At 67.5% G+C, this 24990-nt stretch carries 23 protein-coding genes; 14 read left to right on the forward strand and 9 right to left on the reverse strand.

Going from position 1 to position 24990, the window contains the following annotated elements; translation table 11 throughout:
- The first annotated feature begins 162 nt into the window (after nt 1-162).
- Nucleotides 163-723, forward strand: coding sequence for a DJ-1/PfpI family protein (locus ACTCB7_RS15075; RefSeq protein ID WP_463007332.1), 561 nt, complete (start codon nt 163-165; stop codon nt 721-723).
- Between the two features lie 78 nt (nt 724-801).
- On the opposite strand, the gene ACTCB7_RS15080 is transcribed toward ACTCB7_RS15075, so the two are convergent.
- The 3 genes from ACTCB7_RS15080 to ACTCB7_RS15090 form a co-directional block, all read right to left on the reverse strand.
- On the reverse strand, nt 802-1563 hold the full coding sequence (locus ACTCB7_RS15080) for an ABC transporter permease (RefSeq protein ID WP_463007333.1): 762 nt from the start codon (nt 1561-1563) through the stop codon (nt 802-804).
- Nucleotides 1560-2546 carry an ABC transporter ATP-binding protein gene (locus ACTCB7_RS15085; protein WP_463007334.1) on the reverse strand — a complete coding sequence of 329 codons (987 nt, stop codon included), beginning with the start codon at nt 2544-2546 and terminating at the stop codon, nt 1560-1562. Before ACTCB7_RS15085 ends, ACTCB7_RS15080 begins: the two co-directional genes overlap by 4 nt.
- A 98-nt stretch (nt 2547-2644) precedes the next feature.
- A complete protein-coding gene (locus tag ACTCB7_RS15090; protein WP_463007335.1) occupies nt 2645-2968 on the reverse strand; it encodes a hypothetical protein in 324 nt (107 codons plus the stop codon).
- A 134-nt stretch (nt 2969-3102) separates the two neighbouring features.
- On the opposite strand from ACTCB7_RS15090, the gene ACTCB7_RS15095 reads away from it, so the two are divergent.
- A complete protein-coding gene (locus ACTCB7_RS15095; RefSeq protein ID WP_463007336.1) occupies nt 3103-3384 on the forward strand; it encodes a DUF503 domain-containing protein in 282 nt (93 codons plus the stop codon).
- 15 nt (nt 3385-3399) lie between these two features.
- Here ACTCB7_RS15095 and ACTCB7_RS15100 read toward each other — a convergent pair whose 3' ends face one another.
- The gene (locus ACTCB7_RS15100; RefSeq protein ID WP_463007337.1) at nt 3400-4329 is read right to left on the reverse strand and encodes a 2-hydroxyacid dehydrogenase; all 930 of its coding nucleotides are present in this window, start codon (nt 4327-4329) and stop codon (nt 3400-3402) included.
- A gap of 44 nt (nt 4330-4373) precedes the next feature.
- A complete protein-coding gene (ehuR, locus tag ACTCB7_RS15105) occupies nt 4374-5780 on the reverse strand; it encodes a MocR-like ectoine utilization transcription factor EhuR (protein ID WP_463007338.1) in 1407 nt (468 codons plus the stop codon).
- 207 nt (nt 5781-5987) lie between these two features.
- Here ehuR and doeA point away from each other — a divergent pair, with 207 nt between their 5' ends.
- The 8 genes from doeA to ACTCB7_RS15145 all read left to right on the forward strand — a co-directional run bounded on the left by doeA (nt 5988) and on the right by ACTCB7_RS15145 (nt 15021).
- The gene (gene doeA / locus ACTCB7_RS15110) at nt 5988-7187 is read left to right on the forward strand and encodes an ectoine hydrolase DoeA (protein WP_224414300.1); all 1200 of its coding nucleotides are present in this window, start codon (nt 5988-5990) and stop codon (nt 7185-7187) included.
- Between the two features lie 31 nt (nt 7188-7218).
- Nucleotides 7219-8250, forward strand: coding sequence for a N(2)-acetyl-L-2,4-diaminobutanoate deacetylase DoeB (gene doeB / locus ACTCB7_RS15115; protein ID WP_463007339.1), 1032 nt, complete (start codon nt 7219-7221; stop codon nt 8248-8250).
- Between the two features lie 62 nt (nt 8251-8312).
- Nucleotides 8313-8786, forward strand: coding sequence for an Lrp/AsnC family transcriptional regulator (locus tag ACTCB7_RS15120; protein WP_224414302.1), 474 nt, complete (start codon nt 8313-8315; stop codon nt 8784-8786).
- Nucleotides 8787-8848: 62 nt separating this feature from the next.
- Complete coding sequence (locus ACTCB7_RS15125) at nt 8849-9622, forward strand: formate dehydrogenase accessory sulfurtransferase FdhD (protein ID WP_224414303.1); 774 nt, start codon at nt 8849-8851, stop codon at nt 9620-9622.
- Nucleotides 9623-9782: 160 nt separating this feature from the next.
- Nucleotides 9783-11252 carry an NAD-dependent succinate-semialdehyde dehydrogenase gene (locus ACTCB7_RS15130; RefSeq protein WP_224414304.1) on the forward strand — a complete coding sequence of 490 codons (1470 nt, stop codon included), beginning with the start codon at nt 9783-9785 and terminating at the stop codon, nt 11250-11252.
- 68 nt (nt 11253-11320) lie between these two features.
- Nucleotides 11321-12733, forward strand: a complete 1413-nt coding sequence (locus ACTCB7_RS15135; RefSeq protein ID WP_224414305.1) for an aminotransferase — start codon at nt 11321-11323, stop codon at nt 12731-12733.
- Between the two features lie 260 nt (nt 12734-12993).
- Nucleotides 12994-13995, forward strand: coding sequence for a hydroxyectoine utilization dehydratase EutB (eutB, locus tag ACTCB7_RS15140; protein ID WP_463007340.1), 1002 nt, complete (start codon nt 12994-12996; stop codon nt 13993-13995).
- Between the two features lie 66 nt (nt 13996-14061).
- Complete coding sequence (locus ACTCB7_RS15145; protein WP_463007341.1) at nt 14062-15021, forward strand: cyclodeaminase; 960 nt, start codon at nt 14062-14064, stop codon at nt 15019-15021.
- Nucleotides 15022-15099: 78 nt separating this feature from the next.
- Here the strand turns inward: ACTCB7_RS15145 and argC are convergent, their stop codons facing one another.
- The gene (gene argC / locus ACTCB7_RS15150) at nt 15100-16050 is read right to left on the reverse strand and encodes an N-acetyl-gamma-glutamyl-phosphate reductase (protein ID WP_463007342.1); all 951 of its coding nucleotides are present in this window, start codon (nt 16048-16050) and stop codon (nt 15100-15102) included.
- Between the two features lie 231 nt (nt 16051-16281).
- Here argC and ACTCB7_RS15155 point away from each other — a divergent pair, with 231 nt between their 5' ends.
- On the forward strand, nt 16282-16950 hold the full coding sequence (locus ACTCB7_RS15155) for a haloacid dehalogenase type II (RefSeq protein ID WP_463007343.1): 669 nt from the start codon (nt 16282-16284) through the stop codon (nt 16948-16950).
- On the opposite strand, the gene ACTCB7_RS15160 is transcribed toward ACTCB7_RS15155, so the two are convergent.
- Genes ACTCB7_RS15160 through ACTCB7_RS15170 form a run of 3 tightly spaced genes read right to left on the reverse strand, consistent with a single transcriptional unit; the run spans nt 16951 to nt 20533 of the window.
- Entirely contained in the window at nt 16951-17616 is a 666-nt protein-coding gene (locus tag ACTCB7_RS15160; RefSeq protein ID WP_463007344.1) for an ATP-binding cassette domain-containing protein, read from the reverse strand. It lies immediately after the preceding gene.
- Nucleotides 17613-19316, reverse strand: coding sequence for an ABC transporter permease (locus ACTCB7_RS15165; protein ID WP_463007345.1), 1704 nt, complete (start codon nt 19314-19316; stop codon nt 17613-17615). The genes ACTCB7_RS15160 and ACTCB7_RS15165 overlap by 4 nt, the downstream gene beginning before the upstream one ends.
- A complete protein-coding gene (locus ACTCB7_RS15170; protein WP_463007346.1) occupies nt 19313-20533 on the reverse strand; it encodes an ABC transporter substrate-binding protein in 1221 nt (406 codons plus the stop codon). The genes ACTCB7_RS15165 and ACTCB7_RS15170 overlap by 4 nt, the downstream gene beginning before the upstream one ends.
- Nucleotides 20534-20688: 155 nt before the next feature.
- Here ACTCB7_RS15170 and ACTCB7_RS15175 point away from each other — a divergent pair, with 155 nt between their 5' ends.
- The 3 genes from ACTCB7_RS15175 (at nt 20689) to ACTCB7_RS15185 (ending at nt 24973) form a co-directional block, all read left to right on the forward strand.
- Nucleotides 20689-22572 carry an AsmA family protein gene (locus ACTCB7_RS15175; protein WP_463007347.1) on the forward strand — a complete coding sequence of 628 codons (1884 nt, stop codon included), beginning with the start codon at nt 20689-20691 and terminating at the stop codon, nt 22570-22572.
- A gap of 83 nt (nt 22573-22655) precedes the next feature.
- Entirely contained in the window at nt 22656-24152 is a 1497-nt protein-coding gene (locus ACTCB7_RS15180) for an NfeD family protein (RefSeq protein WP_463007348.1), read from the forward strand.
- Nucleotides 24149-24973, forward strand: a complete 825-nt coding sequence (locus ACTCB7_RS15185; protein ID WP_463007349.1) for a slipin family protein — start codon at nt 24149-24151, stop codon at nt 24971-24973. The genes ACTCB7_RS15180 and ACTCB7_RS15185 overlap by 4 nt, the downstream gene beginning before the upstream one ends.
- Nucleotides 24974-24990 lie beyond the last annotated feature (17 nt).

The following is a 24990-nucleotide window of genomic DNA, read 5'->3' on the forward strand; positions in this document are numbered from 1 at the left end:
TCTGAAAACTGTCTGCGCTCGGCCATACTGCGTTAAAAATCAGCTCAAAATGCTCATTTACACCCCGTAAACTCCGCTTTTTCGCTGATTTTTGCCTTGCCTGACCTTCGCTCGTCGACTTTTCAGACAGTGCCTATGAAAGAGAACAGGAGAGATGCCGACATGGCCAGGATTCTGTTGATTGCAGGGGACTTCGTCGAGGACTACGAGATCATGGTGCCGTTCCAGGCGCTGCAGGCGATGGAGCACACGGTGCATGCCATCTGCCCCGACAAGCGCGAGGGCGACAGTGTGAGGACCGCCATCCATGACTTCGAGGGGGATCAGACCTACAGCGAGAAGCCCGGGCACGCCTTCACCCTCAACGCCACCTTTGCCGAGAGCGATCCCGCCGAGTATGACGCCCTGGTGATTCCCGGCGGCCGCGCGCCGGAATATCTGCGTCTCGACGAGCGGGTGCTCGAGGTGGTGCGTCACTTCATGGAAGCCGAGAAGCCGGTGGCGGCGATCTGCCACGGCGCCCAGCTATTGGCCGCCGCCGTGTCGCTGGAGGGGCTGCGGGTTTCGGCCTACCCGGCCTGTGCGCCCGAGGTGCGCCTGGCCGGCGGCGACTATGCCGACATCGCCGTGGATCAGGCGGTCACCGACGGCAAGCTGGTCACGGCGCCCGCCTGGCCGGCCCACCCGGAGTGGCTCAAGCAGTTCAACGCCCTGCTGGACTGAGCTCACCTCCCAGACGTTCCCAGACGTTGTTGCTTCGGGCTATCCATTCCGATAGCCCGGTTCCTCGTCCTGTCGGGCTCAGGGACGAATCCGATAGCCGGTGCGGAAGATCCACGCCACGATGCCCAGGCATACCGTCAGGAACAGCAGGATCATCGCCAGACTGGCGGCCACGCTGACATCGGCGCTGCCGAAGAAGCTCCAGCGGAAGCCACTGACGAGATAGACCACCGGGTTGGCCAGGGTCACCGTCTGCCAGAGCGGTGGCAGCATGTCGATGGCGTAGAAGGTGCCACCGAGGAAGGTCAGCGGTGTGATCACCAGCAGCGGCACCAGTTGCAGCTTCTCGAAATTGTCCGCCCAGATACCGATGATGAAGCCGAGCAGGCTGAAGGTGACGGCCGTCAGGCCCAGAAACAGAGCCATCCATACGGGGTGGGCGATCGTCAGCGGCACGAACAGGCTCGCCGTGCCGAGGATCAGCAGCCCCAGGATGATCGACTTGGTGGCCGCCGCCCCGACATAGCCGAGCACGATCTCGAAATGCGATACCGGTGCCGAGAGCAGCTCGTAGATGGTGCCCGAGAACTTGGGAAAGAAGATCGCGAACGAGGCATTGGAAACGCTCTGGGTGAGCAGCATCAGCATGATCAGCCCCGGCACGATGAAGGCGCCGTAGCTGACGCCGTCGATCTGGGTGATGCGTGAGCCGATCGCGCCGCCGAAGACCACGAAGTACAGCGAGGTGGAGAGCACCGGCGAGACGATGCTCTGCAGCAGCGTGCGCCGGGCCCGGGCCATCTCGAAGCGGTAGATGGTGCGAATGGCGTACCAGTTCATGGGCGCTCCTTGACCAGACCGACGAAGATGTCCTCCAGCGAGCTCTGCCGGGTCTGCAGGTCGGTCACCTCGAGACCGGCGGCGTCCACGGCGCGCAGCAGCTCGGGAATGCCGGTGGCGTCCTGCTGGGCGTCGTAGGTATACACCAGCTGCCGGCCCTCGTCGTCGAGGGTCAATCCCCGCCCGGCGAGCGCGTCGGGCAGCGCGGCCAGCGGCGCGGCGAGCTGGAGGGTCAGCTCCTTGCGGCCGAGCTGGCGCATCAGCGCCTGTTTCTCGCGGACCAGGATGATCTCGCCGTTGCTGATCACGCCGATGCGGTCGGCCATCTCCTCGGCTTCCTCGATGTAGTGCGTGGTGAGGATGATGGTCACCCCCGACTCGCGCAGCCGGCGTACCACGTTCCACATGTCGCGCCGCAGCTCCACGTCGACGCCCGCGGTGGGCTCGTCGAGAAACAGGATGCGCGGCTCGTGGGCCAGTGCCTTGGCGATAAGCACGCGCCGTTTCATGCCGCCGGAGAGGGTGATCAGCTTGTTGTTGCGCTTGTCCCACAGCGCCAGGTCCTTGAGTACCCGTTCGATATGCGCGGGATCGGGCGACTTGCCGAACAGTCCGCGGCTGAAGCTGACCGTGTTCCAAACCGTCTCGAAGGCTTCCGAGGTCAGTTCCTGCGGGACCAGGCCGATGGTCGCGCGGGCCGCACGGTAGTCGCGGACGATGTCGTGGCCGTCGGCGATCACCCGGCCGCCGGTGGGGTTGACCAGACCGCAGATGATGCTGATCAAGGTAGTCTTGCCGGCCCCGTTGGGGCCGAGCAGGGCGAAGATCTCGCCGCGCTGGATCTCCAGATCGATCGACTTCAGGGCCTGGTAGCCCGAGGCGTAGGTCTTGTCGAGCTTGTCGATCTGGATGATCGGTGCCTCGTGCGCAGCGGGACTCGCCGCCGAGGGCGTCGGCTGGGTTGCGGTTGGCGTATCGGTCATGGCGTGCATCCGCAGGAGTGGCTCGCCGCCAGGGGCGTGTGACGGCACCTTAGCATATCCGTCTGCCCGGTGAGTGGACGGCTCACGGGTGAGAGCCGTCAGCCGCCGGTGCCGAGCGTCAGCCGCAACGCCTGGAGCCCGTCGAATGCGAGATGCATCTGGCGGGTGAACAACGGATGACCCGTCAGGTGCATGTCCAGCGTGGCTTCGGCACCGCCGTAGTGAACCTCGGCGGCGATACGGGCATCATCGCTGAGTGGCGCCAGCGGGGGGAAGTCGAGCCCGTCCACGGTGACTGCGGTCAAGCCGAGCCCGTCCAGGCGTGCCGCGACGGCTTGCGTCACGCTGGTGTCGTAATAGACATAGAGCCCGCCATAGGCAAGGCCGGCCAGCAGGACGAGCGAGAAAACGAAGCGGCCCATGGCCTTCTCCTTGTCGGTTGTCGCGGCCGGGAGTTATACCACAGGCGAGAACAGGCAGGGTGGCCGCGAAAGCCGACACGCGGCAGTGCGCGGCCGGCCCACCGTGCGGGCTTGCGCAGTCTCGAGGAGGACCCATGCATATTGTTGTGATGACCATCAGGATTTCGCTGCCGGGCTGTCGCTCGCTCAAGGAAAAGCGCCAGCGCATGGGCGGTCTGCATGAGCGTTTCGGGCACAACCCGGCGGTCGCGGTCTGCGAAAGCGGCGCACTCGACAGTCTGGAGACGAGCGAATGGACCTTTGTGGTGACCGGTATCGACGGTCGCCAGGTGGAGTCGCTGTGTCAGGAGATCGAGGACAAGCTCCAGCGCACGGTGGATGGCCGTGTGCTGGAGGTGACCCGGGAACGACTGTAGGGCGCGGGCTTTTGCTTAGTAGCCCGCTCGGGGGTCGATGGCCTCGACGTCCTCGCCGTTGTCCAGTGCGCGGATCAGCTCGGCGACCTGATCGGCGGCGTCGCGTACCGGGGTCGGCGCGGCCATGTGTGGCGTGATGCGCACGCGGGGGTGGCTCCACAGCGGGTTGTCGCGGGGCAGCGGTTCCTCCGTGAAAGCGTCGAGCAGGGCGCCGCGCAGGCGGCCTTCCTTCTCGCCGGGACCGAGGGCGTCGAGCAGCGCGGCCGCGTCGATCAGGCTGCCGCGCCCGGGGTTGATCAGCGTCGCGCCCTCAGGCAACTGTGCCAGTGTCTTTGCGTCGACGATGCCGCGGGTGCTGTCGGTGTCGGGCAGCAGGGTGATCAGGGTGCGTACGCGACCGAGCAGCTCGGGCAGGCCGGCCTCGCCGTGGTGGCAGGTCACGCCGTCGAGCGACTTGGCGGAACGGCTCCAGCCGTGGACGGGAAAGCCGTCCTCGGCCAGCGTGCGGGCGACGTGAGCGCCGATCGCGCCGAGGCCCAGCACGCCCACCGGCCAGTCGGCCTTGTCGGTCAGCGGCTGCTCGTGCCAGGTGGTGTGGCCCTGCTGGGCGAAGTAGCGGTCGAAATCGCGCTGGAAATAGAGCACTCCGAAGCGTACATAGTCGGCCATCAGCGGTGCCATGCCGGCGTCGCGCAACTTGACGATGGGCACGTCGCGGGGCAGGCCGGGATTGGCGAGCAGGGCATCGACACCGGCGCCCAGGTTGATGATGCCCTTGAGACGCGTCTGACCCTCGAACAGCGAGGCGGGTGGCTTCCAGACCGCCAGATAGTCGGCGGGGGTGTCGCCGGGGTCGTCGCTGGTGACGATATCGGCGTCGGGCAGGCGGCGAGCCAGCGCCTCGCGCCAGGTGTCGGCCTCGTCGATGTGAACCAGTACGCGCATTCTCTGTTCTCTCCTTGCCTTGTCCGGCGATGACCGGCGACCGTTCAGTAGACGATCTCCAGCATGGGGGGCGGGGATTCGTTGAGCAAGCGGGCGACCAGCTCCAGGCCGCGATCGAGACGCTCCAGATCGGGCTCGGCGCCGAGGCTCAGGCGCACGCGGCGCGGGGCGGGCGTCTGCTCGACCATGAAGGGCTGCGAGGCGGTGATCGCCACGCCTTCCTGTTCGGCCTGCTGGCGCAGCTCCTCCGCACGCCAGGAGTCGGGCAGGGACAGCCAGACATGGAGACTGGATGCCCGGGAGGCGAAGACATGGCCGTTGAGTCGCTGCGCGGCGAGCTGTTGGCGTTCGGCGAGCAGCTCGCGCTGCTCGCCGGCCAGTGCCTCGACGGTGCCGTCGGCCAGCCAGGCATCGGCGATCTCGAGAATCAGCGGGGTGGCCATCCAGGTCGTGGCGCGCAGGCGGGGCAGGGCATGATGCAGCTGGCCCCGGGGCACCGTGAGATAGCCGGCGCGCAGCCCCGGCACGGTGGCCTTGGTGAGGCTAGTGACATGAAAGCTCTGGCGCGGCAGCCGTGCCGTGAGCGGGGTCAGGCCGGGTGGCTCGAGCAGGGCGTGAACGTCGTCCTCGATCAGCCACACGCCGTGGCGGATCAGCACCTCGGCGATGGCGTCACGCCGCGATTGGCTCATGGTTGCGCCGGTGGGGTTGAGCTGGGTCGGCGTCAGGCAGATGGCGCGGGGGCGGAAACGACGGCAGGCGGTGTCGAGCGCATCGGGCATCATGCCTTCGTCGTCGATGGCGACCCCGCGCAATTGAAAGCCCAGGGTTCGCGACAGGGCGATCAGACCATGATCAGTCAGTGCTTCCGTCAGGACCAGGTCGCCGTGCTGGACCACGGTGGCGACGGCCAGCATCAGCCCGTGGGAGGCGCCGTTGCAGAGAATGCGTTCCTCCACGTCGCCGGGCACGCCGAGCCGGTCGCGCAGCCAGTATCCCGCGCGTTCGCGCTGGTAGGAGAGCCCGGCGATGGGGCGGCTCGCGGAGATTACGTCCGGCGAGGCCTGTTCGGCCAGCGTGACGAGCGTCTCGCGGAAACGCAGGTGATGGGTCGGCGGGCAGACCGGATGGGCGATCGACAGGTCGATCAGGGCGGATTCGGTACGTGGCTCGCCGGTCCGCAGGTACTCCGCCTCGCGGTTGTCATCGAGGGTGTTGATCCAGGTGCCGCTGCCCACGCGGGCCTGGACCAGCCCCATCTTCTCGGCCTGAGCATAGGCGCGTGACACGGTCTGGACACTGACGCCCAGCGCGTCGGCCAACTGCCGATGCGGAGGGAGCCGCGTGCCGGGCGTCAGCTCACCCTGGCGGATGGCTTCGGACAGCGCACGGGCGATGGCCAGGTATTTCGGGCCCTGTGATGACAGGTAGGGCGTCAGATCAATTGTCATGATTCAATAAAGGCTTTGACGGCTGGCTCTACGTTGGTGCTAGTATCAGCGGCAGGACATTGGCAGGTAATTGTCATGATTTCAATAATCCAGTGTCATGACAATCAAAATTGCCAACGAGCTGTTTCAGCGTCCCCTTGACGGCCCGACCCCCGCACTCCCGCTGGAGGGTCGGTTCTGGCGATTTCGTGTTTTGGAACGAGGCACATGATCCAGGTTTCCCTGCCTTTCACTCGTGAGGAATATGCCCAGCGCCTCTGGAAGGTGCGTCAGGCGATGGCCAGTCGCGGCATTGACGTGATGGTCATCAGTGACCCTTCCAACATGGCCTGGTTGACCGGCTACGACGGCTGGTCTTTCTACGTGCATCAGTGCGTGCTGCTCGGACTCGAGGGCGAGCCGGTATGGTACGGGCGTCGGCAGGACAGCAACGGGGCGCTGCGCACCTGCTGGATGGACCCCGAGAACATCACCTACTATCCGGATTACTACGTCCAGAATCCGGACATGCACCCGATGGACTACCTGGCGCAGTCGATCATGCCCGAGCGTGGTTGGCACGAGGGCGTCGTCGGCGTGGAGATGGACAACTATTACTTTTCCGCCAAGGCGCATACCAGCCTGGTCCAGGAACTGCCCCACGCGCGTTTTCAGGATGCCAACTCGCTGGTCAACTGGTGCCGGGCGATCAAGTCGCCGCAGGAAATCGAGTACATGCGCGTCGCGGCGCGCATCGTCGAGGGCATGCATTCGCGCATCCTCGAGATGATCGAGCCGGGACTGGCCAAGAGCAAGCTGGTCTCGGAGATCTATCGCGTGGGTATCGAGGGCTGGACCGATGCCGACGGCAAGGTGTACGGCGGCGACTATCCGGCCATCGTGCCGCTGCTGCCGACCGGCTCCGATGCCGCGGCGCCGCACCTGACCTGGGATGACACGCCGTTCCGCGAGGGCGAGGGGACCTTCTTCGAGATCGCCGGCTGCTTCAAGCGCTATCATTGCCCGCTGTCGCGCACCGTCTTCCTCGGCAAGCCGCCCAAGGAATTCGTGCGTGGCGAGTCGGCCCTGCTCGAGGGTATCGAGAATGGCCTGGCCGTGGCCCGGCCCGGCAATCGCTGTGCCGACATCGCCATGGCGCTGGGCGCGGCCATGGACAAGTACGGCTTCGACCGCGGCGGCGCGCGCTGCGGCTATCCGATCGGTATCAGCTATCCGCCGGACTGGGGCGAGCGAACCATGAGTCTGCGTCCCTCCGACGAGACGATCCTCGAGCCGGGAATGACCTTCCACTTCATGCCCGGCATGTGGATGGACGACTGGGGTCTCGAGATCACCGAAAGCATCCTGATCACCGAAAACGGCGCAGAACCGCTGGCCAACTTCCCGCGCCAGCTGTTCGTCAAGTAAGTCAGCTGTTCGTCAAGCAAGGAGTGGCACCATGACTCAGCGAGCCCGCGACCTGCGGCCGAGCCCGATCTCCGCGACCGTCGACTTCGACGCCGACGGCGTCCAGCACGGCTTTCTCAAGCTGCCGATCTCCAACGACGAGTCGGCCTGGGGCGCGGTAATGATTCCGATCACCGTGGTCGCCAACGGCGAGGGCCCCACGGCGCTGCTCACCGGCGGCAATCACGGTGACGAGTACGAGGGCATCACCGCCCTGATGAAGCTGGCCAGCACCCTCAAGGCCGAGGACGTGCATGGTCGGGTAATCATCGTGCCGATGATGAACGTGCCGGCGGCACAGGCCGGCCGCCGGACCTCACCGATGGATGGCGGCAACCTCAATCGCAGCTTCCCCGGTGATCCCGACGGCGGCGTGACCGAGCAGGTCGCCGACTATTTCACCCGCTACCTGGTGCCGATGATCGACGTGGCGCTGGACCTGCACTCCGGTGGCCGGACCCTGGACATCGTGCCGTTCGCCGCCTCGCACCATCTGGAGAACAAGGACCAGCAACGTCAGGCACTGGCCGGCGCCAAGGCGTTCGGCGCGCCCACGGCGATGATGATGTTCGAGCTGGATGCCGCCAAGCTGTATGACACGGCGGTGGAAAGTCAGGGCAAGATCTTCGTTGCCACCGAGCTGGGCGGCGGCGGCACCACCACGCCGGAGCGCATGGCGATCACCGAGCGTGGCGTACGCAACTTCCTGATCCACTACGGCCTGATCGATGGTGAGCTGGAGGTGCCCGCCGAGCCTCAGGTCTACGTCGACATGCCGGATGCCTCCTGCTACGTGCAGAGCGAGCACACAGGGCTGCTCGAGCTGACCGTGAGCCTTGGCGACCGGGTGGAAAAGGGCCAGATCATCGCCCGCGTCTACGACATGACCCGCACCGGTGCCGAGCCCGTGGTCTATCACGCTCAGCGTGACGGCATGCTGGTGGCGAGGCGCTTTCCGGCGCAGGTCAACATGGGCGACACCATTGCGGTGATCGCCGAGGTGGTGGATTCTCTCGACGGCTGAACGCAGCCTACCGCAAGCGTCCCGGCCGCCACGCCCGGCGGCCGGCCCGATAGTGGACCGGCATGAAGCTAGACCGATACGACCTCAAGATTCTCGATATCCTGGCCAGGGACGGCCGTATCACCAAGTCGCGCCTGGCCGAAGCGATCAATCTCTCGGTCAGCCCCTGCTGGGAGCGGGTGCGCCGCCTCGAGAAGGCCGGCGTCATCGAAGGGTACACGGCGCGGATCAATTCCCGGGTGCTGATCAAGCGCACGCCGGTGTGGGTGCAGATCGAGCTCAAGGCCCACAACGCCGAGAGTTTTCAGCGCTTCGAGAAAGCCATTCGCGAGGAGGCGCTGGTCACCGAGTGCGTCGCTGTCGGTGGCGGCGTCGACTACCTGGTCAAGGTGGAGGCGGACTCGATCGATGCCTACCAGCGCCTGATCGACGACTGGCTGATGTCCGATCTGGGCATCGAGCGCTACTTCACCTACATCGTCACCAAGACCGTCAAGGACGAGGCCCCGCCCCTTACCGTCGACGATGCCGGCTGACTCTGGCCGCGCCGGATCGGTAGCCACTTGGCGTCGCCCGTCGGGGTGATTACGCTATATCCATGAATATGCTGCCTGCCCCTGCCGCGCCCGTCGATGATTACGTAGACCGGCGCGACCAGCCGTTGCGTGATCTCGACGGCCCCCGTGAAATGCCCATCACCCTGGCGCTCAACGATGAGGCGGTGGCCACGCTGCTGGCCACCCCCGAGTCGCTCGAGCCGCTGGCGATCGGCCACGCCTTCACCGCCGGCTGGATCACCCGCGGCGATCAGGTCGCGGACATCACGATTTCGCGGCTGCGCCACGGCCTGCGGGTGCGCCTGGCGGTCCCGGCGCGGCTGGCGCGACAGGCGGCGCGGCGCGCCCCGCGCGAGGCCTCGGTATCCAGCTGCGGTGCCTGCGGTGCCAGCGAGGAGGCCGAGGTAATGGCCGGGCTGACCCGCCTGCCGCCGCGCCCGGTCCTCTCCGGCGAGGCCCTGCGGCATGGCCTGGCGGCGCTCGAGGCGCGGCATTGCCGGGGCCAGCACACCGCCCTGGGGCTGGATGCCCGCGGCGAGGTCGTGGCGCAGGGGCAGGATATCGGCCGCCACAACGCCCTCGATCGGGTGATCGGCGAGAGCCTGCTGAACGACACTCCGCCCGAGGCGGTGCTGGTGTCCAGCCGCTGCAGCCTCGAGCTGGTGCAGAAGACCGTGCGCGCGCGCATTCCCACCCTGGCCACGCTGTCGCTGCCGTCCGCCCTGGCGGTCGAGGTGGCGCGGGCCTGCGAGCTCAATCTGGTGTGCTGCCACCGGGGGAAGCGGCTGGAGCTGTTCAGCGGCCACCTCGATTGAGCCGGCGAGAAAAAACCTCAACTCTTCCCCACATCTCCAAAAAAATACCGCCTTTCCCCCCTGGCTAACAGAAACACGTCGAGCGCCGCCTCCCTTACTCTGGGCAGCAAGCGGGTAGCAATACCCGGAACCCGTTTTTCCGTTTCTGCGGAGGTGCAGGATGAAACTCGACGATCCCCGCCTGTTTCGTCAGTACGCCTATATCGATGGCAAGTGGACCCATGGCGACGCGGGTCGCGAAGAGGCCGTGATCGACCCGGCGACCAACGAGACGCTGGGCCACATTCCGCTGCTCGAGCCGGAGCAGATCCGCGCCGCCGTGGACGCCGCGGATGCCGCCTTCGTGCAGTGGCGGGCGCTGCGCGCCGACGAGCGCTGCGAGCGGCTGCTGGCCTGGTACGACCTGCTGCAGGCCCATCGCGAGGATCTCGCTTACATCATGACCCGCGAGCAGGGCAAGCCGCTGCCCGATGCGCGCGGTGAGGTGGAGTACGGCGCGAGCTTCATCCGCTGGTTCGCCGAGGAAGGCAAGCGCACCTTCGGCCAGACGATTCCCAGCCACATCCCCAATGCCGCCCTGGGTACCCTCAAGGAGCCGGTGGGCGTGGCCGCACTGATCACGCCCTGGAACTTCCCGCTGGCGATGATCACTCGCAAGGCCGCCGCGGCGATGGCAGCGGGCTGCACGGTGGTCGTCAAGCCGGCCGGCGAGACGCCGTTCTCCGCCCTGGCACTGGCCGAGCTGGCCGAGCGGGCCGGTATCCCGGCCGGGGTGTTCAACGTGGTGCTGGGCGATGCGCCGATGGTCTCCGAGATTCTCTGCAAGGAGGAGCGCGTCAAGGCACTGTCGTTCACCGGTTCCACGCCGGTCGGCCGGTTGCTGCTCGAGCAGAGCGCCGGCACGGTCAAGCGCGTCTCGCTGGAGCTGGGCGGCAACGCGCCGTTCATTGTCGGCCCGGATGTCGATCCCAAGGAAGCGGCCTACGCCGCCGTGGCGGCCAAGTTCCAGACCGCCGGACAGGATTGCCTGGCCGCCAACCGCATCCTGGTCCACGAGTCCGTGCACGACGAATTCGTGGCGCACTTCGCCGAGCGCATGCAGGCCTTCACCGTCGGCAACGGCCTGGACGGCGAGGTCGATCTGGGGCCGCTGATTCACCGTCGGGCGGTGGACAAGGCCGCGGCGATCGTCGACGACGCGCTGTCCAAGGGCGCCACGCTGGTTCACGGCGACCAGTCGGCCGCGCCGGGCGACAACTTCTTCATGCCCGTCCTGCTGACCGAGGTCACGGCGGACATGAAGGTCTGGCGCGAGGAAAACTTTGCGCCGGTGGCGGGCATCACCCGCTACAGCACCGATGACGAAGTCATCGAGATGGCCAACGATACCGAGTATGGGCTGTCAGCCTACATCTTCACCCATGACATTCGGCGCATCTGGAAGATCATGCGCGCGCTGAAGAACGGCATGGTGGCGATCAACACGGTGAAGATGACCGGGCCGCCCATCCCCTTCGGGGGGGTAAAGCAGTCGGGCCTGGGCCGCGAGGGCGGCACCGCGGGGATCGAGGAGTATCTCGAGACGAAGTACTACTGCCTCGGCGGGCTGGGTTCCGTTTCCGGCAGTTGATCGAACGCACGACGTTTGACGAACCGTTTATTGCTTTCAGCAAGATGACTTTTTGACAGGAGAGTGCCATGACCACCCATCAGGATCTGATCGATCGCGATCGCAAGGTTACCTTCCATGCGTCCACGCACCTGCGTGACTTCGCCCACGGCAATGCGCCGGGTCGCGTGATCACCGGTGGCAAGGGCATCAACATCGTCGACAAGGACGGCCGCGAGTTCATCGACGGCTTCGCCGGCCTGTACTGCGTCAACATCGGCTACGGCCGCACCGAGGTGGCCGAGGCCATCTACAAGCAGGCGCTGGAGCTGGCCTACTACCACACCTACGTGGGCCACTCCAACGAGCCGCAGATCGCGCTGTCCGAGAAGATCCTCGAGCTGGCCGGCCCGGGCATGTCCAAGGTCTACTACGGCCTCGGCGGCAGCGATGCCAACGAGACCCAGCTGAAGATCGTGCGTTACTACAACAACGTGCTGGGTCGTCCGCAGAAGAAGAAGGTCATCTCGCGGATGCGCGGCTACCACGGCTCCGGCCTGGCCACTGGTTCGCTGACCGGCCTCAAGGCATTCCACGATCAGTTCGATCTGCCGATGACCGGCATCCTGCACACCGAGGCGCCGTACTACTACCATCGTGCCCCCGAACTGGAAGGCATGAGCGAGCGTGAATTCTCCAAGCATTGCGCCGCCAAGCTCGAGGAGCTGATCCTGGCCGAGGGTCCGGATACCGTCGCCGCCTTCATCGGCGAGCCGGTGCTGGGCACCGGGGGCATCGTGCCGCCGCCGGAAGGCTACTGGGACGAGATCCAGACCGTGCTGTCCAAGTACGACGTGCTGCTGATCGCCGACGAGGTGGTCTGTGGCTTCGGCCGTATCGGCAGCGACTTCGGCAGCCATCAGTACGGCATCAAGCCGGACCTGATCACCATCGCCAAGGGGCTGACCAGTGCCTACCAGCCGCTCTCCGGCGTCATCGTCGGCGACAAGGTCTGGCAGGTGCTCGAGCACGGCACCGGCGAGTTCGGCCCGATCGGCCACGGCTGGACCTACTCCGGTCATGCACTGGGCTGTGCGGCCGGCCTGGCCAACCTGGAGATCATCGAGCGCGAAGGGCTGACCCGGAATGCTGCCGAGACCGGCGCCTACCTGCAGCAGAAGATGCAGGAAGCCTTCGGCGAGCACCCGATCGTCGGCAACGTGCGTGGCGTGGGCATGCTCGCGGCACTGGAGTTCTCGCCGGCGGCCGCCAAGCGTGCCCACTTCGATCCGGCCCTGAAGGTCGGGGCGCGCATCAGCTCCGCCGCGCTGGAGGAGAACCTGATCGCCCGTGCCATGCCGCAGGGCGACATCCTCGGCTTCGCGCCGCCGCTGGTCGCCACCCGTGACGATGTCGACGAGATCGTCGCCCGCGCCAAGCGTGCCGTGGACAAGGTCGCCGACGAGCTGACCAAGTCCGGCGATCTGGGCGACGGGGCATAGGTTTGGCTGAAAACGGCCTGCACTCGGCCATACGGCGTTAAAAATCAGCTCAAAATGCTCATTTACAGCTCGTAAACTCCGCTTTTTCGCTGATTTTTGCCTTGTCTGGCCGTCGTTCGCCGAGTTTTCAGGCAACCTATGCTACATAGCCACGGTTGCTATGCTTCACGAAAGACACCGGCCGGTCGGCCGGTAACGACGCCGCAAGTTTCTTGCGGCGTCGTCCTGTCTGGCCCATGCCGTTCAACAAGGAGTCAACGATGACGCAGCCGACGCATGGCGTGACCCTGGCCTCGCTCTATCAGGCCCGGGCGCGCATTGCCGGTCAGGTGACGCGCACCCCGCTGATCCGCTCCCAGGCCCTGTCGCGGCGTTTCGACGCCGAAGTCTTTCTCAAGCTGGAAAACTGCCAGCCCAGTGGGGCCTTCAAGCTGCGGGGCGCGACCAACATGATCCGCGCCCTGCGCGAGCGGGGCGGCGCCGATGCGCTGTCGCGTGGCGTGACCACCGCTTCCACCGGCAACCACGGGCGCGCCGTGGCGCTGGCGGCCTCGCGCCTTGGGGTGCCGGCGATCATCTGCCTGTCGAACCTGGTGCCCGATAACAAGGTGCGGGCCATCGAGGCACTGGGCGCCGAGGTCAGGCGTGTCGGCCGGAGCCAGGATGAAGCCTTCGGCGAGGTCGCGCGGCTGGTCGACGAGGAGGGCATGACGCTGATCCCGCCCTTCGATGACCCGCTGATCGCCAGCGGTCAGGGTACCATCGGGCTGGAGCTGCTCGAGGATCAGCCCGATCTGGACCGGGTGATCGTCGGTCTGTCCGGGGGCGGGCTGCTGGGCGGCATCGGTGCCGCGATCAAGGGGATTCGCCCGGCCACCCGGGTCACCGGCATCAGCCTCAGTCAGGGGGCGGCGATGTGGGAGAGCCTCCAGGCCGGGCATCCGGTCGATGTCGAGGAGGTCGAGAGCCTCGGCGATTCGCTGGGCGGTGGCATCGGCCTGGACAATCGCTGCACCTTCGCGCTGGTTCGTGAGGTCATGGACGATCACTACCAGGTTGCCGAGGCCGCCATCGCGCGCGCCATGGTCGACATGCTGGCCGACGAGAAGATGCTGGTGGAAGGCGCCGCGGCGGTGGGGCTGGCGGCTCTCGACGAGCACGGCCTGGACGTGCGCGGCCAGAAGGTGGCACTGATCGTCTCGGGCAATGGCGTGGCGCTGGAAACCTTTGATCGTGCCCGGGAGCTTGCCGGAACCCGTTGAGCGTGCTGCCCTTCCGGCAGGGCGGCGCGCCCGCGAGAGATACAGTCGAGAACTGAGGACGGATTCATGGAACTCTATCAACGCGATGACATCGAGGCGGCGGTCAGGCTCGACCAGGAGGCCCTGACGGCCGTGGAAAACGGCTTTGCCGCGCTGGGGCGCGGCGAGGTGGTACAGCCGCCGATCCTGTCGATGGCGATCGAGGAGGCCAACGGCGAAGTGGACGTCAAGACGGCGCACATTCGCGGCGCCGAGCGTTTCGCCATCAAGGTCAGCCCCGGTTTCTTCGACAACCCCAAGATCGGCCTGCCGAGTCTCAACGGGCTGATGATGGTGTTTTCCGCCAAAACCGGGCTGGTGGACGCGGTGCTCTTCGACGAGGGCTACCTGACCGCCGTGCGCACCGCGCTGGCCGGCGCGATTGCCGCCAAGCACCTGTCGCGCGAGGCCAGCCGCCGGGTCGCCGTGCTGGGGGCCGGCGAGCAGGCCGAGTTGCAGGTCAGGGCGCTGCAGCTGGTCCGCGACATCGATACCGTCGATGTCTGGGCGCGGCACCGCGAGTCCGCCGAGGCCTATGCCGAGCGCATGCGCGCGCAGGGGCTGAGCGTCAACGTCCACGACTCGGTCAGGGAGGCCTGCGAACAGGCCGACATCATCGTCACCACCACGCCCGCCCGGGAGCCGATTCTCACCGCCCAGGACCTGCCCGAAGGGGTGCATGTCACGGCGATGGGCTCCGACAGCCCGGAAAAGCGTGAGCTCGACGAGGAGGTGATGATCCGTGCCGATGCCTTCGTCTGCGACACCCGCGCGCAGAGCCGGACCAACGGTGAGCTCAAGGCCTTCGTCAAGCCCGGCGAAGACGAGGCCAGTGCGCCGTTCAAGGTCTACGAGCTGGGACAGGCGATCGCCGAGAACCAGCGCCTGCGGGTCTCGGACGCCAGCATCACCGTCTGTGACCTGACCGGCACCGGGGTGCAGGATACCGCGATCGCTGCCTTCGCCCTGCAGCGCCTCGCCGACTGACCCGGTGTTGCAGGTTGCTCGCGATGCTGCCCACCCCGGCCGGGGTGGGCAGCGTCGTTTCGGGCGGCGGTCGCCGCGTCAACCGACGGTCAGGCCGGTGTCCTCGTCCAGGCCCAGGTGGATGTTCATGCACTGCACCGCGGCGCCCGCCGCGCCCTTGCCGAGGTTGTCCAGCCGGGCGACCAGCGCCAGACGCTCCTCGCCGCCGTAGACGAACAGGTCGACCCGGTTGGTGTCGTTGGCGCCCTGCACCTCGAAGAAGCCGTGGTCGAGGCTGGCCTCGTCGGCCAGGGGCATGACGTTGACGAAGGGCTCGTTCGCGTAGTGGCGGGCATAGGCGTCGTGGATCGCGGCACCGTCGGCGCCCGCGGCCAGGCGGTCGACGTGCAGTGGCACGGTGACCGACAGTCCCTTGAGGAAGGGTCCCACCACGGGCGTGAAGACCGGCGCCTGGGCGAGGCCGCCGTGCAGGCGCATCTCCGGCAGGTGCTTGTGGGCCAGGGTCATGGCATAGGGGCGCGGCGCCGCCAGGCGGCCGGGCTCCGCAGCCTCGTATTCGGCGATCAGCTTCTTGCCGCCGCCGCTGTAGCCGGTCAGCGAGAAGGCCGACAGCGGATAGTCGGCGGGCAGCAGTCCGGCCTCGATCAGCGGGCGCACGAGCAGGATGAAGGCGCTGGCATGGCAGCCGGGGTTGGCGATGCGCTTGCTGCGCCGGATGGCCTCGCGCTGGCCGGGGACCAGCTCGGGCAGGCCGTAGGTCCAGCCCTCGGCGGTACGAAAGGCGGTGCTGGCGTCGATCAGGCAGGTGTCGGGATTGTCGAGCAGTTCGACCGCCTGGCGCGAGGCTTCGTCCGGCAGGCACAGGAAGGCCACGTCGGCGGCGTTGAGAAGTCGGGCACGTTCGGCGGTGTCCTTGCGCCGGTCGCTGTCGATGCGCAGCAGCTCGATATCGTCGCGCGCCTCGAGATAGTCGAGCAGGCGCAGGCCGGTGGTCCCTTCCTGCCCATCCACATACACGTTGAACGCCATCGCGGGTCTCTCATTCCAGTCGTCGATCAGGAGGGGCTATTGTGCGGCGTTTACCCCTTGCTTGTCATATGCCAAGGGGCCCTTGTCAGGGCTGTCGCCGTTACGGTGATCGCCAGGGCTGAGCCGTCGACAGGTCTACGAGGGGGCGCTGTTATTGCCATGGGTCCCTTGTCGAGGGTCGCCAAAGCGACCAGTCTGAAGCGACACGCACGCAGTGACAGGAAGCACGGCATGAAACGAGTTCTCGCATTCGATGTATATGGCACCCTGATCGACACCCACGGCGTGGTGGAGTCCCTGCACCAGCACCTGGGCGACAGCGCCGAGGAGTTCTCGCGGCGCTGGCGCGACAAGCAGCTCGAATATGCCTTCCGGCGGGGCCTGATGGGCGCCTTCGCCGACTTCTCGCAATGCACCCGGGATGCCCTGGAATTCGTCGATCGGGCGATGGGCACGCGCCTCGGCGAGACCGACAAGGAGCGGCTGATGGGCGTCTACGGGCGGCTGCCGGCCTTCGATGACGTGGCGCCGGCCCTGTCGCGCATGGCCGAGCTCAACCTCAAGCGGGTCGCGTTCTCCAACGGCAGCCGCCGGGCGGTCGAGGGGCTGCTCGACCAGGCCGGGGTACTCGGGCAGTTCGATGACATCGTCAGCGTCGAGGAGGTCAAGCGCTTCAAGCCCGATCCGGCGGTCTACGCCTTTCTGCACAACCGGCTCGAGGTGCCGGCCCACGAGACCTGGCTGGTGTCGTGCAACCCCTTCGACGTGATCGGCGCCAAGCACGCCGGCCTGCATGCGGCCTGGGTGCGGCGCAGCGCCGAGGCGCCGTTCGACACCTGGGGCGGCGAGCCGGATCTGACGGTGTCGTCCCTCGACGAGCTCGCCGAGCGCCTGGGCTGATCAGCTGCCGCCCAGCGTGACGATACGTCCGCCAGCCGCCTCGGCGTCGGCGGGGTCGTGGGTCACCAGCAGGGCCGGCAGGCCGCGTCGGGCGATCTCGGCGACGACCCGCCGGCGCAGGTCGTCGCGCAACGCGACATCGAGACTCGAGAAGGGCTCGTCGAGCAGCATCGCCCGGGGCGCGGAGAGCAGTACCCGCAGCAGCGCGACCCGCGCCTTCTGGCCGCCCGACAGGGTGGCCGGGTCGCGCTCGGCGTAACCGGCCAGTCCGGCCCGGGCGAGCGCCTCGGCGACGCGGGCGCGGCGCTCGCGGCGTCGGCCGCCGGGAGCCATGCCGAAGGCCAGGTTGCCGCCCACCGAGAGATGCGGGAACAGCAGCGGGTCCTGAAACAGCAGGCCGACGTGGCGGGATTCCGGTGGCAGGCCATCGAGCGGCGTATCGCCGAGGCGGACGCATCCCGCTGCCGTGAAGGCCGGCGCCAGAAAGCCGGCGATGGCCGCCAGCAGGGTCGACTTGCCGCTGCCCGATGGCCCCATCACGGTGAGGATCTCGCCGGGGGCGATGTCGGTGTCGAGCCTCACCAGCGGCTGCCCCGCCAGGTTGATGACCAGCCGTTCGAGGTGCAGCGACGCGGGGGCGAGGCCGGTATGGGAGAGGTCGGTCATGAAGGGCTCACCAGGCCGATTCGATGGCGAAACAGCAGGCGCGGCAGGCCCAGCGCCAGGGCGAAGCCCGCGGCCGGCAGCAGCAGTTGCAGCAGGGCGTAGACGGCGGTCAGGCGCCGGTCGCCGCCGCTGGCCAGGCTTACCGCCTCGGTAGTGATGGTTGCCACTCGGCCCGCGCCCAGCAACAGCGTGGGCAGGTACTGACCGATGCTTACCGCGAAGCCCACCGCCGCGGCGGTCAGCAGCGGCGCGGTCAGCAGCGGCAGGCGAACCCGCCAGAAGACCCGCGAGGGCGAGGCACCCAGGCTACGGGCGAGCTGCGTCCAGCGCGGGTCGAGACGCCGGTGACTCTCGGCCAGCGAGAGAAACACGTAGGGCAGCACGAACACCACGTGGGCGCCGATCACCGCCGCGATCCCCGGCGCCAGACCGAGCTGGGTCTGGATCAGCACCAGCCCGAACAGGAAGGCCACCGGCGGCACCAGCAGCGGCAGGTAGAGCAGCCATTCGCTCCAGCGCCTGACGGGGCGGGTGCGCCGGCTCTCCGCTTCCAGCGCGCCGAGTACCAGCCCCAGCGAGACCAGCGTGGCGGCAAGTCCCACCTCGGCGGCGTGCTCGAGCGGCGCGGCGAGTCCGTCGAGCGCGCCTAACCAGTTGTCGGCGATCCAGGGCCAGGGCAGCGCCTCGGGGAAGGGCCAGTAGCCGGCCAGCGACCATAGCATGAGGCCGATCAGGCTGCCGATGATCAGGACCAGGGCGGCACCCAGTAGCCCCAACCCGGTCCAGCGCAATGCCGTATCGCCGAAAGCGCGGCGGCCGTCGCTCAGCCAGCCCCGGCAGGCGCGTGCCGTCAGGCCTTCCAGCGTCCACCAGACGAGCAGAGCCGCCAGTGTCACGCCGAGTTGCAGCAGCGCCCCGGCAGAAGCCATGAAGCGCATCGTCAGGTCGGGGTCGTTGAGCCAGCGCAGCACCGCGACCGAGAGCGGCGGCGGGGTGGTCGGGCCGAGGATCAGCGCCACGTCGACGGCGGAGGTGGCGAAGGCGATCACCGCGTAGACCGGCAGGCGCAGCAGCGGGTAGAGCCCCGGCAGGACCGCCTTGAGGAAGGCGGCCATGGGGCGATAGCCGAGTCCACGGGCGACGTCGAGGCGTTCGCCGGCGCGGCACTGGGGCAGGGCGGCGAGACTCATCAGCAACAGGAAGGGGACTTCCTTGATCGTCAGCCCGATGATCAGCGCCAGCCCGTCGGGGTCGCCGGGGAACAGGTAGTCCGGCGGGTACTCCCAACCGCTTGGCCAGGGCGAGACCAGGCGCGCGGCAAGCCCCGAGGGCGTGAACAGGAACGCCAGGCCGATCGCTGCCGCGGCATGGGGCACGGCGAGCAGCGGCGACAGCAGACGTCGAACCACGCCGAACAGCCGGGTGTGCAGGAAGGCGCCGAGGAACAGCATCACGATGGCCAGCGACAGCCCCGCACTGGCCAGCCCGGTGACAGCGCTCAGGCGCACCATGTCGACGAGGCCGGGCGTTTCCCACAGGGCCTGCCAGTGGGCGAGCGTCGGCGAGGTGCCGCCCAGCGCCGGCAGCCAGCCGAAGGCCGGGGCGATCACCGCGCCCAGGCCGGCGGCGACCGGCAGACCGAGCACCGCCATGGCGAGCCACGGTGCGGGTCTGGTCCACAGCGCGTGCGGGTCGATCATCGGGCGCCGTAGCGGGCCTGCCAGGCCGACTCCAGGCGCGCCATCCAGCTCGGGTGCGGCTCGGCGAGGGTCTTGCCCAGGGCCCCGGCCGGCAGCCGGGTGGGGTTGTCGTCGGGTGTCTCGAAGGCCGCGCGCTGCGACGCGTCGAGACGCTCCATGGCCAGCACCGTGGCGTCGCCCCAGCCGTCTAGCGCCTGCTTGCGCGCCTGCGCCTCGGGAGCGAGCAGGAAGTTGGCGAGCACCAGCGCGCCGGCCTTGTGCGAGGCATTGAAGGGGATGGCGACGAAGTGGACGTTACCCAGGGTGCCGCCGTCGAGCAGATAGCTACGGGTGGTCGGCGGCAACTGATGATCGGCGACCGCCGCGGCCGGCGCCGAGGGCGTGAAGGTCAAGGCCAGACTCAGTTCGCCGTCGCCCATCAGCTGGCGCAGGGCCGAGCCGCTGGCCGGGAAGGTGCGCCCCTCGCGCCACAGGTAGGGGTGTAGTCGATCCAGGTAATCCCACAGCGGCGCGGTGACGGCGTCGAAGTCGGCCTCGCCGACCGGGTGGTAGAGCGGCTCGCGGTCGTCGACCAGCCCCAGCAGCGCCTGCTTGAGAAAGCTCGAGCCGAGGAAGTCGGGCGGTAGCGGGTAGGTGAAGCGTCCCGGATGGGCCTGGGCCCAGTCGAGCAGTGCGTTCATGTCGCGCGGTGGCGTGTCGACGCGGGCGCTGTCGTAGTAGAAGGTGAGTTGCGCCTTGCCCCAGGGCGACTCGTAGCCCTCGGTGGGCAGGGTGAAGTCGTGGCTCACCTCGGGATGGGACTCGGGGGCGGTCAGCGCGTAGTGGGGCAGTCGGGTGGCGAAGGGACCGTAGAGCAGCCCGTTCTCCTTCATGGCCGCGAAGTTCTCGCCGTTGAGCCACACCAGATCGATGGCACCGTGATCGGCGTTGCCGGCGGCCTTTTCCGCCAGCACCCGGGAGACCGCCTCGGCGGTATCGCCGAGCTTGACGTGAACCACCCCGACGTCGTAGCGCTGCTGCATCTGAGCGCTCACCCAGTCGAGATAGCCGTTGACGTCGGCGTCGCCGCCCCAGGCGGCGAAATAGACCGTCTGGCCGGCGGCCTCGTCGGTGACCGTGGACCAATCGTCGAGGGCATAGCCCTGGGCGGTACCGGCGACGAGCGCCAGCACGGCCAGCGACAGGGCGCGAGCCGCTCGGCGTGGTAAAAGGGGCATCGCAAGGCCTCCTGGCTACGGATGAGTCGGGACGTTTTTCCTTTACGTGCAGCGTGCCCTTAAAGATGCACCTTGACCAGTGACGTCTGTGCAGGGGATTGGCCGGTATCGTCGCCAACTGCCACGCTGAAAGGATCTCATCGCAGGAGTCGTGCATGGCAGAGGACGATGCCGCACAGCCAGACACCCGAACAGGAAAGCCTCGCTCGCGAAAGCGCCCTTGGACGATCGCCCTGACGCTGATCGCGGTAGTGGTCATGTTGCTTGCCGCCGGCTGGTGGGCGCTGCCGCGCATCATCGAATCGCAGCTCGTCGAGGCGCTTTCCGCGACTACCGGTCGCGAGGTGACGATCGATGCCGTCGAGGTGACGCCCTGGCAGGCCCGGGTGCGGATCGAGGGGCTGCGCATCGCCGGGAAGGGCGAGCAACCGGTGCTGGTCAGCCCCGCGGTAACGGCCCGGATCGCCTGGGCATCGCTATGGCACAGCGGCTGGCACATCGAGCGGCTGCACTTCAGCGCTCCGCGGCTGCGCTTGATCTGGCTGTCCGGCGGCGACTGGAACCTGGCTCGCATGTTTGGCGACGACGGTGGAAACAGGAGTGACGATGGCGGTAAGCAGGGCTCCCGCCTGCGCATCGACCGGGTGAGTGCCGAGCGGGGGCATTTCGACTGGATCAACCGCCGTCTCGCCCAGCCGGTGACGCTGTCGCTCGATCAGGTGTCGCTGACCGCCACCGGTTTCGATCCGCGCAACAAGACGCCGATGGATCTCGACGCCCGGGCGAGCTGGGCGGGCCAGCCGTTGACCGCCAAGGGCAAGCTGGGCTTCGCGCCCTGGCAGGCCGACCTCGACCTGAGCGTCGAGTCGTTGCCGCTTTCGGTGCTGCGTGGCTATCTCGCCCACCTGACCCGTGCCGACATCCGCCAGGGGAGCCTGAGCAGCCAGGTCCAGTTGCAGGCCGGGGCGGCCAGTCGGCACGGCACCACGGTGGCGGCGCAGGGCTCGCTCGCCGATCTCGAGGCGGCGACGCCCGGCGGCCAGCCGCTGGGACGCTTCGCCCGGGTTCGGGTGAAGGGGCTTCACTTCACCAGCGACGACCAGCGGCTCGCCATCGAGTCGATCGCGCTCGACCGCCCCTGGCTCAAGGTGACCCTCGACGAGTCGCTGTCCACCAACCTGAGTACCTGGCTGCCGCCCGATTCCGGTGGCGACGGCGGGGGCGGGGGCCTGGGTTTTTCCATCGCCCGGCTGAGCATCGCAAAGGGCGAGGTGGCGCTCGACGACCGTCATCTCTCGCAAGCCGTGACCCTCGATCTCGAGGAGCTCGAGGGCGACTGGAAGGATCTTTCCAACGTCAAGGGCGGCGGTGGGCCCCTGGCGCTGCGGGGCCGGGTCGATGCGTCCTCTCCGCTGCGCATCGACGGCACCTTCGATCCGCTGGGCAAGCGGATGCAGGGCGACATGCACCTGCACGTCGAGAAGCTGGCGCTGACCACCTTCGCTCCCTATATCCGTCACTTCGGCGGCTATCACATCGACCAGGGGCGACTGACCCTGGACGTCGCCTATCGGCTCGACAGCGGGCGGTTGCGCGCCGAGAACCATGTCGTGCTGCATCAACTGGAGCTCGGCAAGCCGGTGCCAGGCGAGAAGATCGATCTGCCGGTGAAGATGATCGTGGGCCTGCTGCAGGGGGGCGACGGGGTGATTCGCCTCGACGTGCCGCTGACCATGCCGCTCGACGATCCGTCGCTCGATGTCGGCAGCGTGGTCGGTCAGGCGATCCGCGAGGCGCTGGAAAATCTGATCTCCTCGCCGCTCGAGACGCTCTCCGAGATGACCGGCGGCAACGAGGAGCCGGACAAGAGCCAGGCAGGCAAGGAGAACCAGAATCCCGAGGAAGGCCAGCGACCTCAGGCCAATCCGGATAGCCAGTCGACGCCGGACAGCCAGCAGGGCGACTCGGCCGTGGGCGGTGATTCGTCGCATTCCCCGCCCGATTCGACACTCTACGAGCGGGCGCGCACCCGGCAGTGACGCTTTGCCGCTGCAATTAGATAGCGGCTTCCTTGGGAGAGCACTAGCTTTACTACAGCGCCAATCGACAAGCGAGAGGTGCCATGCTATCCAGGCGTTCGGGTTCCAGCCTCCATCGTCGTCTCTGCTGGCTGATGCTTCTGCTGGGCGGACTGCTGCTGTTTGCGGTGGCAAGCGCGCAACAGGCGTCTCAAGGCCAGCGCCAGGCCCTGGTGATGACCCTGCACGGCAGCGTGGGCCCGGCGACCAGCGACTATTTCCAGCGCGGCCTGGCCCGGGCGGAAGACCAGGACATGGCGCTCGTCGTGCTGCGCCTCGATACCCCGGGCGGGCTCGATGCCGCGATGCGCGACATGATCCAGGCGATGCTCACCAGTTCGGTGCCGGTCGCGGTCTACGTCGCGCCCGACGGCGCGCGCGCCGCGAGCGCCGGCACCTACCTGCTCTACGCCAGCCACGTCGCGGCGATGGCGCCGTCCACGCACCTTGGCTCGGCGACACCGGTGCAGATCGGCGGCGGTGGTCTGCTGCCGGGCGGCTCGCCCGAGTCGGAACCGGAAAAGGGCAGCGGCGAATCGGGCCAGAATGGAAAGAGTAGCGAAAAGACTCCGCCCACCGACGACAGCGGATCAAAACGCCGCGGCGACACTGCCATGGAGCGCAAGGTGCTCGAGGATGCGGTGGCCACCATTCGCAGCCTGGCCGAGCGACACGGTCGCAACGCCGACTGGGCGGAGCAGGCGGTGCGCGAGGCGGTCAACCTGACGGCCCGTGAGGCGCTCGACAACAATGTCATCGACGTCATCGCCCGCGACGTGCCCGACCTGCTCGACAAGATCGACGGTCGCCAGGTGGTGATGGCCGACGGCACGCGCTCGCTCGATACCGCCGGTCTGTCGATCGTGCGCTTCGATCCCGACTGGCGCACCGAACTGCTGAGCGTGATCTCGGACCCCAACGTTGCCTATTTTCTGATGATTCTCGGCTTCTACGGGCTGGTCTTCGAACTGCTCAGCCCGGGGGCGCTGGTGCCCGGGGTGGTCGGCGGAATCTGCCTGCTGCTGGCGCTGTTCGCCTTCCAGGTGCTGCCGATCAACTACGCCGGGCTGGGGCTGGTGGTCCTGGGGCTGGCGCTGATCGTCGGCGAGGCGATGATGCCCAGCTTCGGGGTGCTGGGCATCGGCGGGATCGTCGCCTTCGTCGCCGGTTCGGTCATTCTCATGGACGATCGCAACCTGGCCGTGTCGCTGCCGCTGATCGGTGGCGTGGCGCTGGTCGCCTCGGGGTTCATGCTGTGGGTGGCAATGCGCTTTCTGCGTCTGCGACGGCGCCGGCCCCAGACCGGCCAGGACGAGATGATCGGCGCCCGTGCCACCGCGTTGGACGATTTCCGGGGCGATGTCGAGGCCGAGGGGCATGTGTGGCTGCACGGCGAACGCTGGCGGGCACGCAGCCAGGGGCCGGTAAAGGCCGGCGAGTCACTCACGGTGGTGGCGATCGACGGGCTGACCGTCGAGGTCGTGCCCGACGATGCGGCATCGCCCGACCCGCCACCCTCCGTATCGGGAGAATCGACATGATGCTGTCCTACCTGGTTCCGCTGGTCCTGGTGCTGCTGTTGATCGGCGCCTCGATTCGTATCCTGCCCGAGTACAAGCGCGGGGTGGTGTTCTTCCTGGGTCGCTTCCAGGCGGTCAAGGGCCCGGGGCTGTTCATCATCATCCCGGTGATCCAGAAGATGCAGGTGGTCGACCTGCGCCTGGTGACCCTCGACGTGCCCGAGCAGGACGTGATTTCGCAGGACAACGTCACCGTGCGGGTCAACGCGGTGCTCTACTTCCGTGTGGTCGACCCGGAGAAGGCGATCATCCAGGTCGAGCACTTCGGCATGGCGACCAGCCAGCTGGCGCAGACCACCCTGCGCTCGGTGCTCGGCAAGCACGATCTCGACGAGATGCTCTCCGAGCGCGACCGACTCAACGACGATATCCAGGAGATCCTGGACACCCAGACCGAAGGCTGGGGCATCAAGGTCGCCAACGTCGAGATCAAGCACGTCGATCTCGACGAGAGCATGATCCGCGCCATTGCCCGCCAGGCCGAGGCGGAGCGTGAGCGGCGCGCCAAGGTGATCCACGCCGAGGGTGAGCTGCAGGCCTCGCACAAGCTGCTCGAGGCCGCCGACGTGATGGCGGCCAACCCCATGGCCCTGCAGTTGCGCTACCTGCAGACGATGAGCGACATGAGTGGCAAGAATAACTCGACGGTCATCTTTCCCATGCCCATGGACCTGCTCAAGGGCTTCTCCGCCATGGCGGGCAAGGTTCCACAGGCCGGTGCCGGCGCGCCGCCGCGTGATGACGGCGAGGCGCCGCCCGGAAACGACGACGCCACCCGCTGAGGGTGGCGTCGAACGAC

The organism is Modicisalibacter sp. (assembly GCF_055145905.1).

Bases quoted from the DNA above. Each gene is read 5' to 3' on its own strand.
- ACTCB7_RS15095 (WP_463007336.1), top strand. From the start codon at position 3,103: ATGCATATTGTTGTGATGACCATCAGGATTTCGCTGCCGGGCTGTCGC.
- argC (WP_463007342.1), bottom strand. From the start codon at position 16,050: ATGGCGTTCAACGTGTATGTGGATGGGCAGGAAGGGACCACCGGCCTG.
- ACTCB7_RS15130 (WP_224414304.1), top strand. From the start codon at position 9,783: ATGAAACTCGACGATCCCCGCCTGTTTCGTCAGTACGCCTATATCGAT.
- ACTCB7_RS15090 (WP_463007335.1), bottom strand. From the start codon at position 2,968: ATGGGCCGCTTCGTTTTCTCGCTCGTCCTGCTGGCCGGCCTTGCCTAT.
- ACTCB7_RS15135 (WP_224414305.1), top strand. From the start codon at position 11,321: ATGACCACCCATCAGGATCTGATCGATCGCGATCGCAAGGTTACCTTC.
- ACTCB7_RS15180 (WP_463007348.1), top strand. From the start codon at position 22,656: ATGCTATCCAGGCGTTCGGGTTCCAGCCTCCATCGTCGTCTCTGCTGG.
- doeB (WP_463007339.1), top strand. From the start codon at position 7,219: ATGACTCAGCGAGCCCGCGACCTGCGGCCGAGCCCGATCTCCGCGACC.
- ACTCB7_RS15170 (WP_463007346.1), bottom strand. From the start codon at position 20,533: ATGCCCCTTTTACCACGCCGAGCGGCTCGCGCCCTGTCGCTGGCCGTG.
- ACTCB7_RS15145 (WP_463007341.1), top strand. From the start codon at position 14,062: ATGGAACTCTATCAACGCGATGACATCGAGGCGGCGGTCAGGCTCGAC.
- eutB (WP_463007340.1), top strand. From the start codon at position 12,994: ATGACGCAGCCGACGCATGGCGTGACCCTGGCCTCGCTCTATCAGGCC.
- ACTCB7_RS15155 (WP_463007343.1), top strand. From the start codon at position 16,282: ATGAAACGAGTTCTCGCATTCGATGTATATGGCACCCTGATCGACACC.
- ACTCB7_RS15160 (WP_463007344.1), bottom strand. From the start codon at position 17,616: ATGACCGACCTCTCCCATACCGGCCTCGCCCCCGCGTCGCTGCACCTC.
- ACTCB7_RS15080 (WP_463007333.1), bottom strand. From the start codon at position 1,563: ATGAACTGGTACGCCATTCGCACCATCTACCGCTTCGAGATGGCCCGG.
- ACTCB7_RS15185 (WP_463007349.1), top strand. From the start codon at position 24,149: ATGATGCTGTCCTACCTGGTTCCGCTGGTCCTGGTGCTGCTGTTGATC.
- doeA (WP_224414300.1), top strand. From the start codon at position 5,988: ATGATCCAGGTTTCCCTGCCTTTCACTCGTGAGGAATATGCCCAGCGC.
- ACTCB7_RS15175 (WP_463007347.1), top strand. From the start codon at position 20,689: ATGGCAGAGGACGATGCCGCACAGCCAGACACCCGAACAGGAAAGCCT.
- ACTCB7_RS15120 (WP_224414302.1), top strand. From the start codon at position 8,313: ATGAAGCTAGACCGATACGACCTCAAGATTCTCGATATCCTGGCCAGG.
- ACTCB7_RS15165 (WP_463007345.1), bottom strand. From the start codon at position 19,316: ATGATCGACCCGCACGCGCTGTGGACCAGACCCGCACCGTGGCTCGCC.
- ACTCB7_RS15125 (WP_224414303.1), top strand. From the start codon at position 8,849: ATGAATATGCTGCCTGCCCCTGCCGCGCCCGTCGATGATTACGTAGAC.
- ACTCB7_RS15085 (WP_463007334.1), bottom strand. From the start codon at position 2,546: ATGACCGATACGCCAACCGCAACCCAGCCGACGCCCTCGGCGGCGAGT.
- ACTCB7_RS15100 (WP_463007337.1), bottom strand. From the start codon at position 4,329: ATGCGCGTACTGGTTCACATCGACGAGGCCGACACCTGGCGCGAGGCG.
- ACTCB7_RS15075 (WP_463007332.1), top strand. From the start codon at position 163: ATGGCCAGGATTCTGTTGATTGCAGGGGACTTCGTCGAGGACTACGAG.
- ehuR (WP_463007338.1), bottom strand. From the start codon at position 5,780: ATGACAATTGATCTGACGCCCTACCTGTCATCACAGGGCCCGAAATAC.